Origin of the sequence: Escherichia sp. S10b (genome assembly GCF_028421345.1) — a bacterium.
Classification (GTDB): Bacteria; Pseudomonadota; Gammaproteobacteria; order Enterobacterales; family Enterobacteriaceae; genus ECMA0423.
The window spans coordinates 1-10,530 of the sequence record NZ_JAHZSO010000068.1; the positions used below are offsets into that span (position 1 = coordinate 1).

The 10,530-nt window shown below is 54.2% G+C and carries 7 protein-coding genes and 1 pseudogene; 3 read left to right on the top strand and 5 right to left on the bottom strand.

What is annotated here, in order from left to right; all coding sequences use genetic code 11:
* Positions 1-81: 81 nt before the first annotated feature.
* From tssF to tssB, 5 genes and pseudogenes are all read right to left on the bottom strand, one after another.
* Positions 82-1,776 (bottom strand): annotated as a pseudogene (gene tssF / locus FTE26_RS06145) (type VI secretion system baseplate subunit TssF); the annotation flags it as partial.
* A gap of 3 nt (positions 1,777-1,779) precedes the next feature.
* Positions 1,780-2,193, bottom strand: a complete 414-nt coding sequence (gene tssE / locus FTE26_RS06150) for a type VI secretion system baseplate subunit TssE (protein ID WP_000611742.1) — start codon at positions 2,191-2,193, stop codon at positions 1,780-1,782.
* 6 nt (positions 2,194-2,199) lie between these two features.
* The gene (tssC, locus tag FTE26_RS06155) at positions 2,200-3,675 is read right to left on the bottom strand and encodes a type VI secretion system contractile sheath large subunit (protein ID WP_000056984.1); all 1,476 of its coding nucleotides are present in this window, start codon (positions 3,673-3,675) and stop codon (positions 2,200-2,202) included.
* A gap of 50 nt (positions 3,676-3,725) precedes the next feature.
* Positions 3,726-3,950 carry a hypothetical protein gene (locus FTE26_RS06160; RefSeq protein ID WP_000123970.1) on the bottom strand — a complete coding sequence of 75 codons (225 nt, stop codon included), beginning with the start codon at positions 3,948-3,950 and terminating at the stop codon, positions 3,726-3,728.
* A gap of 34 nt (positions 3,951-3,984) precedes the next feature.
* Positions 3,985-4,485, bottom strand: a complete 501-nt coding sequence (gene tssB, locus FTE26_RS06165) for a type VI secretion system contractile sheath small subunit (protein WP_000037388.1) — start codon at positions 4,483-4,485, stop codon at positions 3,985-3,987.
* Positions 4,486-5,181: 696 nt separating this feature from the next.
* Between tssB and FTE26_RS06170 the strand changes: the two genes are divergently transcribed.
* From FTE26_RS06170 to FTE26_RS06180, 3 genes are all read left to right on the top strand, one after another.
* Positions 5,182-5,700, top strand: coding sequence for an Hcp family type VI secretion system effector (locus FTE26_RS06170; RefSeq protein ID WP_001142958.1), 519 nt, complete (start codon positions 5,182-5,184; stop codon positions 5,698-5,700).
* Between the two features lie 209 nt (positions 5,701-5,909).
* Complete coding sequence (locus tag FTE26_RS06175) at positions 5,910-8,051, top strand: type VI secretion system Vgr family protein (RefSeq protein ID WP_000103312.1); 2,142 nt, start codon at positions 5,910-5,912, stop codon at positions 8,049-8,051.
* A gap of 75 nt (positions 8,052-8,126) precedes the next feature.
* Positions 8,127-10,530, top strand: a 2,404-nt coding sequence (locus FTE26_RS06180) for a DUF6531 domain-containing protein (RefSeq protein WP_272457518.1), incomplete at its 3' end; no start/stop codon positions are given.

Genomic DNA, 10,530 nt, shown 5'->3' on the forward strand with positions numbered 1-10,530 from the left:
ACGGTGGGCTGACGCCGGAAGAGTCAGAGAACAGATACCATTTTTACTGTAAAACCGTGGCCAATATTACTTGACCACTACAACAAACGGCTCCGGGTGCAGATACAGCGTGGAGGCCAGCCCCCGAACGGGAATACCCGTAAACAGGCGATCAACGGGTCGGGTCTCCAGACGCTCAATGGCATCCAGCTTTTGTTGTGACAGCCGCGCCGTCTGCGGATGATGGATTGCGTGGCGATCAAAGTTGGCGATGACCTGCTTCAGCGCGTCCGTATCCAGTAATGACAGATAATTCAGGTTCATGGCGGAGAGCAGGGACCAGTGCAGGCTGCCATCAATGACCGGCCAGAGTGGTTGCGTCGGGCGGGTAATGTTGCGAAATGAAGCAACAGCCGCATTTTTACCGGTTGTGCCGGTGATATCACCGGAACGAATTTGTGACGGAAGCTCACGGTTGGTACAGGTCAGCGATACCGAAACCACTTCATTACTGAGCAGAGATTCGTCTGACGGATAACTGCCATCAGCATGTATAAAGGCAAGGGTATGATCAAAGCCGCGATGGAACAGGGATGTTTTGGTCCGGTGATGCCAGTACACCACTTCCCGCTTCCGGCTGTATTCCATCTGATGGCTGAAACTTTCAAAGGCTGGCCACTGGCGCGCGGCCTGCGTCGAAACAGGACGCCCCAGATCTTTTTTCCTGAACATATCCTGGACCTGGCTCACCACACTGTTAACGGAAAATACATCGTAATGTTGTGGGTAATGGCGGCTGGGAACCAGCGGATAGTCTGCCCGCCGGTTGTCCAGCGTGATGGCTTCTGCATGGTGGATAAATAAATTAATGGCAGGTGCGCAATACAGGCGCAGGGAATCGCGGCGCAGCCGGATGTCCACGGGCAAAGGGCGCGAAAAACGCAGTTGCAGGGTAAAGAATTCCGCCTGCAATCCGTCAGGCAAAGCCGGACAACCACAAAGATCAAAAAAGAGAAACGCATCGGGGTAACAGAAATACTCCTGAAGGATCCGGTAGCCGCTGTGGACGTTTTTCGGCCAGGGCAGCATGGCATCCTGCGGCTCAAAACCGACAGCTTTTAGCATAAACTCAGGCAGGCGAATATGCTGTTCACCCACAGTCAGGTCGGCACCCTGCAAGTATTCGCAGAACCATAAATAAAGCTGGTCACGGGTATAGTTGTCGTCATTGCCGAGCCAGAAGCGGAGTTTGTTCAGATCCAGCGTGCGGAAGTCCGTTCCCGGTGCGACCGAAAAGGTGATGTTGATAACACCATTACGGGTCGTACTGCGGTTTTCAATCTGCTCCAGGCGAACGGGCAGCAGCCAGATATCCCGGCAGAGGGTGAAGGTACAGGGAGGCGGCTCCTCCTTTTTAGCATCAGAGGGCAGCACTTCATCAACTCTGATTTCCCCGGCGTTGGTTGTAAACTGCTCATTACGGGGGATTAACACCGGTACAGAAGACTTATCCATATCCGGCGTATATTCAATAAGGGTCATTGCCGGAACCGGACGCAGGTAATTAGGCCATAGCATCTTAATAAGCCCGTGCGTCAGTTCTGGGAATTCATCCTCAATTTTCTGGCGGAGATTGCCGGTAAGAAAAGCCACCCCTTCCAGCAGGCGTTCAATATCCGGATCCGCATCTTTTTCGGCCAGGAAGCGGGCCAGATGGGGTTTTTCCGTTGCCAGCAGCTTGCTAAGCTGGCGCAGGTAATCGAGTTCTTCCCGGAAATAGCGTTCTTCAAATTCCATTTGTCAGTCCACCCGGTAATGCTGGCTGCCATTCGGTGCCATATCAAATTCAAGCACCTCATGCGTTTCGTTAAATGTCACCCAGGCTGTAATATGAAACGTCATATCCAGCGGGCTGGAGGCGGATGAAACCACTGCCTGCACTTCAGCGTGTGAGATCCGGGGTTCATAGCGTTCTATACATTGCTCGATGGCCCGACTCATGGATTCGCGGAAGTTTTCAGCCCCTTCCGGTTCATCAATGCCCAGCTCAGGCGCACCCCGGCAACTACCGGACCGGGTATTAAGAATGTTTCGTAGGTTCTGGCGAATGGATTGCCTGAGCGAATGAATACTGCCTCCCTGCCGGTTTCTGGCCGAAGAGGCTTCCATACGCTCAAAAAGAGAACCTGTGGTTCTTTCCCGATCCGGTATCATGGTGTGTTACTCCCTGTCTAACCGGCCAACCAGGGAAAGCTCAAAATTTGCCCCCATAAATTTAAAATGAGGTCTCACGCTTAGCGCAACCTGGTACCAGCCGGGTTCGCCTTCTACATCCATAACCTCAACTTTGGCAGCGCGCAGAGGTTTGCGGCTGCGCACGTCTGCAGGCGGGTTTTCCTGGTCGGCAACATACTGACGGATCCAGGTATTAAGCTCTCTTTCTAAGTCGCTCCTTTCTTTCCATGACCCCAGTTGTTCACGCTGCAACACCTTGATGTAGTGCGCTAACCGATTGATGATGAAGAGATAAGGAAGCTGCGTACCCAGCTTATAGTTGGTTTCTGCATCTTTTCCCGGAAAGTGCTTCGGTTTTTGTACCGAGTTTGCAGAGAAAAAGGCTGCATTATCAGAGTCTTTACGCATGGTAAGGGTGATAAAACCCTCTTCAGCCAGTTCAAATTCGCGGCGATCGGTGACCAGCACCTCGGTTGGGATTTTGGCCTGAATCTGCCCCATCGTTTCGAACAGATGCACCGGCAGATCTTTCACTGCGCCGCCGCTTTGCGGACCGATAATGTTTGGACACCAGCGGTATTTGGCAAAACTGTCTGCGATATTGCATGCCAGCATCCAGGCCGTATTACCCCACAGATAATCTTCGTGGTTCTGGCTGACATCTTCGTAATAGTTAAAGTTCTTAACAGGGTTATCTGTTGGTGAATAGGGCTGGCGAAGCAGGAAGCGGGGTGCCGTAAGCCCTAAATAGCGCGAATCTTCCGAGTCACGCAGGGCGCGCCATTTGGTGTAGGCCGGACCTTCAAAGATGGCATAAAGATCTTTGATATTAGTCAGTTCGGTCCACGAGTTCAGCCCCATAAACTCCGGGGAAACGGAGGACAGGAACGGTGCGTGCGCCATTGCGCCCACGGCACTGACGTATTGCAGCAGTTTCATGTCAGGCGCGGTATTTTTGAACTCATAAGCGCCCAGCACGGCAGCGATGGGTTCACCGCCAAACTGTCCGAAACCGGACGAATAAACGTGCTTATAAAATCCGGACTGAATAATTTCTGGCGCAAACTCAAAGTCTTCCAGAAGTTCCTGCTTGGTGACATGAAGCACGTTGACCTTGATGTTTTCACGGAAATCAACGCGATCCACCATGGTTTTCAGTGAGCGCCAGAACGATTCGACCTGTTGAAAGGCAGGCGCATGGATGATGACATCCATCTGGCGGCTGATGCGTTCATCAATATCTGCAATCATGCTGTCCACGGCCAGTTTATTGACCGGTTCGGCAGATGCAGTGGATTGCAGGATGCTGGCAATAAAGGCTGTCACACCCTGGCGGGCAACGTCATAACCTTCCGAACCGGGCTGAATACGGGTCTGTGCCATGATTTGATCAAGCAGCGACGATGCCTGCTCAGGCTGCCCGGCATGACTGGAAACGAGTTCCTCTTCCTGTAAAGACATACTGAAAATCCTTCTGTTTTAGCTGTGTTTCTGAAACCGGCTTTTCGCCATCAGTGAAGTACGCGCTGCCAGTGCGACGCGCTCTGCTGAAACTCACAAAAATGGATAATCTCATCCAATAGATCACTGATACGGCGATCCAGTGTTGTAATCAGCGCAGCCACACCATCCTGGTTGATTTCAACGGACGGGCTGAAACATACCTGGTAAACCACCTGCAGAATGTCTGCAACAGAGAGGTGGTATGTCCCGGAGATATTTTTGTGTGCCGTCATGCCTGGATAACCCTGTTTAATGAAATAGTGGTGGTTATTTATTGCTCACCAGACCGATTTCTTTGAGCAACTGCTCGCGGGACTCTTCATTTTCCAGCAATGCCTGGAGCTGGGTACGGAATGCCGGAAGGTTACCCATCGGCCCCTTCAGTGCAGTCAGTGCTTCACGCAGTTCCAGCAATTTATTCACTTCCGGAACCTGCCGGGCCACGCTATCTGGTGAAAAATCATCCAGTGATTTGATATTCAGCGCCACATTCAGTTCATCGTCTGTTGTGCTTCCCTTCAGCGTGGCGGGGACAGTAAAATTTAGGCCAATGGCTGCTTCAGCCATCACTGCACCGAAATTGTGCTTGTTAATGGAAACTGCCTGACGTTCATCCAGTGGGGATGTTTCCTGCGTATTTCCGGTATCGCCGACAACGAGCATGTTAAGCGGAAGTTCCACTTCAGCCGTCTGGCCATCTGTTTTTGGGACATACGATATATTAATACGCTCGCGAGGCGCGACGCTGCCTTCAAATTTTTTGCTCATAAAAGTGATCCGTCATGTTATCTCGTACAGGCCATGAACACGGCATATTCGTACCGCAAAAAATATCGGAAATGCCGCCTTGATGGCGGTGAAAATAAAATCACCACTCCTTCATCACCCCGCATTTTACGCTTCAAAATAAATAAGAAAAGGACTTTTTATCGATCGTAAAGAGGGGTATTCTGCAAGCGTTAAATAGATTGTATGAACCTGTGCAATTCGCGACAGGTGTATTATGGCAATAATTTAAATATAGAGTTTTTTATGCATCTTATTGAATTATATAATAATTTTATTAAACATAAGCTAATCTAATGATTGCTTGTTTATATATTTGTTTTGTGATTGATTAAGTGGGTATTTTTAAGGAATATCTCAAAAATTATCAAAATGATAATTCAGAAAGGATAAATACAATATTTATTCATGATTCAGCTTTGGCCATTTTATGGAGGCAATACGGACTTTGAACAGTTGGGTATGGTTATCCAGATATATATTATTAAGTTATTGCTGAATAAGAGATTTAATGATTTTAAAAATAGTTTTTACGACAACCGTAAATTCTAGCTCGGTTTGTATGTAAAAAATACTGAAAAATGATGCGGTTCCGTGAAGTGAGCTGCATCTGCCTGTCTGGGATTAACGGCAGGTCATTGTAAGTAGTAATTAACCACGTTAACAAGGAGTTTACAAATGCCAACACCGTGTTATATCTCCATCACTGGTCAGACCCAGGGAAATATTACTGCAGGTGCATTTACCGCTGATTCTGTCGGCAACATCTATGTGCAGGGGCACGAAGACGAGATGCTGGTGCAGGAATTCCTGCATAACGTTACTGTCCCGACCGATCCTCAGTCCGGTCAGCCTGCGGGTCAGCGTGCTCACAAGCCTTTCATTTTTACCGTGGCGCTGAACAAAGCGGTTCCGCTGATGTACAACGCACTGGCCTCCGGCGAAATGCTGCCAACCACTGAACTTCACTGGTGGCGTACCTCTGTGGAAGGCAAACAGGAGCATTATTTCACTACCCGCCTGACTGATTCGACGATTGTCGATATGAAACTGCATATGCCGCATTGCCAGGACCCGGCGAAACGCGAGTTCACCCAGTTGCTCGAAGTTTCACTGGCCTACCGCAAAATTGAATGGGAACACGTCAAATCTGGCACCTCCGGTGCCGACGACTGGCGCGCACCGCTGGAAGCATAAGTTAAGCCAACAGCATCCGGCTATCAGGCCGGATGCTGTTTTTGTATTACGCCGTAGAAAGAAAGGTTGTCAGTAAGGGGTTACGTTCACGGGAGATGGCGGCTGCCGGAAACTTCGGCGGTAGCGTGCCTGAACGCAAGCGTAACACTGTACTGTCACAGCCGCTTTAACAGCGAACTGTCTGTTTTTCCTTAACCCCGGAGGTTGCTATGTCAACCGGATTACGTTTCACGCTGGAAGTGGACGGCCTGCCACCGGATGCTTTTGCGGTGGTCTCCTTTCATCTGAACCAGTCACTCTCTTCGCTTTTTTCCCTCGATCTCTCTCTGGTCAGCCAGCAGTTTCTCTCCCTTGAATTCCAGCAGATCCTCGACAAAATGGCCTACCTGACGATATGGCAGGGCGATGACGTACAGCGCCGGGTGAAAGGTATGGTGACCTGGTTTGAACTGGGGGAGAACGACAAAAACCAGATGCTGTACAGCATGAAGGTGTGCCCACCGCTGTGGCGCACAGGGCTGCGCCAGAACTTCCGTATCTTCCAGAATGAGGACATCGAAAGCATCCTCGGCACGATATTGCAGGAAAACGGGGTGACCGAGTGGAGCCCGCTGTTCAGCGAGCCACATCCTTCCCGTGAGTTTTGTGTCCAGTACGGTGAGACTGATTACGATTTCCTGTGCCGGATGGCGGCGGAGGAAGGCATCTTCTTTTATGAGGAGCACGCGCAAAAAAGTACCGACCAGAGCCTGGTCCTGTGCGATACCGTGCGTTATCTGCCGGAGTCCTTTGAGATCCCCTGGAATCCGAACACCCGTACCGAGGTGAGCACCCTCTGCATCAGCCAGTTTCGCTACAGCGCACAAATCCGCCCTTCTTCCGTGGTGACCAAAGACTACACCTTTAAACGACCCGGCTGGGCAGGGCGTTTTGATCAGGAAGGCCAGTACCAGGATTACCAGCGCACACAGTATGAAGTGTATGACTACCCCGGACGTTTCAAGGGTGCCCACGGGCAGAACTTTGCCCGCTGGCAGATGGATGGCTGGCGAAACAACGCAGAAGTGGCGCGCGGAACAAGCCGTTCTCCGGAGATATGGCCGGGACGGCGAATTGCGCTGACGGGGCATCCGCAGGCGAACCTGAACCGGGAATGGCAGGTGGTGGCAAGTGAACTGCACGGCGAGCAGCCGCAGGCGGTGCCGGGACGCAGTGGTTCAGGCACCACGCTGAATAATCACTTTGCGGTGATCCCGGCAGACAGAACATGGCGACCACAGCCGTTGCTGAAACCGCTGGTGGACGGCCCGCAGAGCGCTGTCGTGACGGGACCGGCAGGCGAGGAAATCTTCTGTGATGAACATGGCCGCGTGCGGGTGAAATTTAACTGGGACCGTTATAACCCGTCAAACCAGGACAGTTCATGCTGGATCCGTGTGGCACAGGCGTGGGCAGGCACCGGATTCGGTAACCTGGCGATACCGCGTGTGGGTCAGGAGGTGATTGTGGACTTCCTCAACGGCGATCCGGACCAGCCGATCATTATGGGGCGCACCTACCACCAGGAAAACCGCACACCCGGCAGCCTGCCGGGAACAAAGACGCAGATGACCATTCGTTCGAAAACCTATAAGGGCAGCGGGTTTAATGAACTGAAGTTTGACGATGCGACAGGGAAAGAACAGGTCTACATCCACGCGCAGAAGAACATGAACACCGAGGTGCTGAATAACCGCACCACGGATGTGATAAACAACCATGCCGAAAAAATAGGTAACAACCAGGCGATCACCGTTACCAATAACCAGATCCAGAACATTGGCGTTAATCAGATACAGACGGTTGGTGTCAACCAGGTGGAAACGGTGGGCAGTAACCAGATTATCAAAGTGGGATCAAACCAGGTTGAAAAGGTGGGGATCATTCGTGCGCTGACGGTGGGTGTGGCTTACCAGACGACGGTAGGCGGCATTATGAATACCTCGGTGGCGTTGTTGCAGTCCTCACAGGTAGGGCTGCATAAATCACTGATGGTGGGAATGGGCTACAGCGTCAATGTGGGGAATAACGTCACCTTCTCGGTGGGCAAGACAATGAAGGAAAACACCGGACAAACAGCAGTTTATTCTGCCGGTGAGCATCTTGAACTCTGCTGTGGTAAGGCAAGGCTGGTGCTGACGAAGGACGGAAGCATATTTCTCAATGGTACGCACATTCATCTGGAAGGGGAGTCGGATGTGAACGGTGATGCGCCAGTGATTAACTGGAACTGTGGTGCCACACAACCTGTACCGGATGCGCCTGTGCCGAAAGATTTACCCCCCGGAATGCCGGATATGCGGCAATTTTGAGTCAGGTGCAAAAAATTAAAACGGAACTGGTGCAGTGACCAGATAAACCATATTAAAAGCAGAAGGAATTGATTCATGGGCGGAAAACCGGCGGCGCGGCAGGGTGATATGACCCGCAAGGGACTGGATATTGTGCAGGGTTCAGCGGGGGTGCTGATAGGTGCGCCGACGGGAGTGGCCTGTTCGGTATGTCCGGGAGGGATTACCTATGCTAACCCGGTGAACCCGCTGCTGGGTGCGAAGGTGCTGCCGGGCGAGACGGACCTTGCGCTGCCCGGCCCGCTGCCGTTTATTCTTTCCCGCGCCTACAGCAGCTACCGGACCAGAACACCCGCGCCGGTGGGGGTGTTTGGTCCCGGCTGGAAAGCGCCCTTCGATATCCGCTTACAGATACGCGATGAAGGCCTGATACTCAACGACAGCGGCGGCAGGAGCATTCACTTTGAGCCGCTGTTTCCCGGCGAGATAAGCTACAGCCGCAGCGAGTCACTCTGGCTGGCGCGGGGCGGAGTAGCGGCGCAGCACAGTTCGCAGCCGCTAAGCGCGCTCTGGCAGGTGCTGCCGGAAGATGTTCGCCTGAGTCCGCATGTGTACCTGGCGACAAACAGCCTTCAGGGGCCGTGGTGGATACTCAGCTGGCCGGAGCGGGTGCCGGGGGCGGACGAGGTGCTGCCGCCTCCGCCGCCCGCATACCGGGTGCTGACGGGCGTGGTGGACGGCTTCGGGCGGACGCTGGCCTTTCACCGGGCGGCGGAGGGTGATGTGGCGGGCGCGGTGACGGGGGTGACGGACGGCGCGGGCCGCCGTTTTCACCTGGTGCTGACCACACAGGCACAGCGGGCGGAAGTATTCCGTAAACAGCGCGCCACGTCTTTATCTTCCCCTGCCGGTCCCCGTTCTGCTTCCTCTTCTCTGGTTTTCCCCGACACGCTGCCCGCCGGTACAGGATACGGCACGGATAACGGTATCCGGCTGGAGGCGGTGTGGCTGACACACGACCCGGCATACCCGGATGAACAGCCGACTGCGCCGCTGGCGCGCTACACGTACACGGCCAGCGGAGAACTGCGGGCGGTGTATGACCGCAGCGGGACGCAGGTGCGCGGGTTTGCTTATGATGCGGAGCACGCCGGGCGGATGGTGGCGCACCATTATGCGGGGAGGCCGGAGAGCCGCTACCGGTATGATGATACCGGCCGGGTGACGGAGCAGGTCAACCCGGAGGGGCTGGACTACCGCTTTGAGTACGGGCAGGACCGTGTGACCATCACGGACAGCCTGAACCGGCGGGAGGTGCTGTACACGGAGGGCGAGGGCGGCCTGAAGCGGGTGGTGAAGAAGGAACATGCGGACGGGAGCATTACCCGCAGCGAGTATGATGAGGCGGGGAGGCTGAAGGCACAGACGGATGCGGCGGGGCGGCGGACGGAGTACCGGCTGCATATGGCGTCGGGCGCGGTGACAGCGGTGACGGGGCCGGACGGCAGGACGGTGCGGTATGGCTATAACAGCCAGCGGCAGGTGACGTCGGTGACGTACCCGGACGGGCTTCGCAGCAGCCGGGAGTATGATGAGAAGGGAAGGCTGACGGCGGAGACCTCGCGCAGCGGTGAGACAACGCGGTACAGCTATGATGACCCGGCGAGTGAGCTGCCGACAGGGATACAGGACGCGACGGGCAGTACAAAACAGATGGCATGGAGCCGTTACGGTCAACTGCTGGCCTTCACGGACTGCTCGGGGTACACGACGCGGTATGAGTACGACCGGTACGGTCAACAAATCGCCGTTCACCGGGAGGAAGGCATCAGCACTTACAGCAGTTATAACCCGCGTGGGCAACTGGTCAGTCAGAAGGATGCGCAGGGGCGGGAGACCCGTTATGAGTACAGCGCCGCAGGCGACCTGACAGCAACGGTATCACCGGACGGTAAACGCAGCACCATCGAATATGATAAACGCGGGCGTCCGGTGAGTGTGACGGAAGGCGGTCTGACGCGCAGCATGGGGTATGACGCTGCCGGGCGCATCACTGTGCTGACCAACGAGAACGGCAGCCAGTCCACGTTCCGGTATGACCCGGTCGACAGGCTGACGGAGCAGCGCGGCTTTGACGGCCGGACGCAACGTTACCACTATGACCTGACCGGAAAACTCACGCAGAGTGAAGACGAGGGGCTTATCACCCTCTGGCACTACGATGCGTCGGACCGCATCACGCACCGTACGGTGAACGGCGACCCGGCGGAGCAGTGGCAGTATGATGAGCACGGGTGGTTAACCACCATCAGCCATACCAGTGAAGGCCACCGTGTGGCGGTCCACTACGGCTATGACGATAAAGGCCGCCTGACGGGCGAACGGCAGACGGTGGAGAACCCGGAGACGGGGGAGATGCTGTGGCAGCATGAGACGAAACACGCCTACAACGAACAGGGGCTGGCAAACCGCGTCACGCCGGACAGCCTGCCGCCGGTGG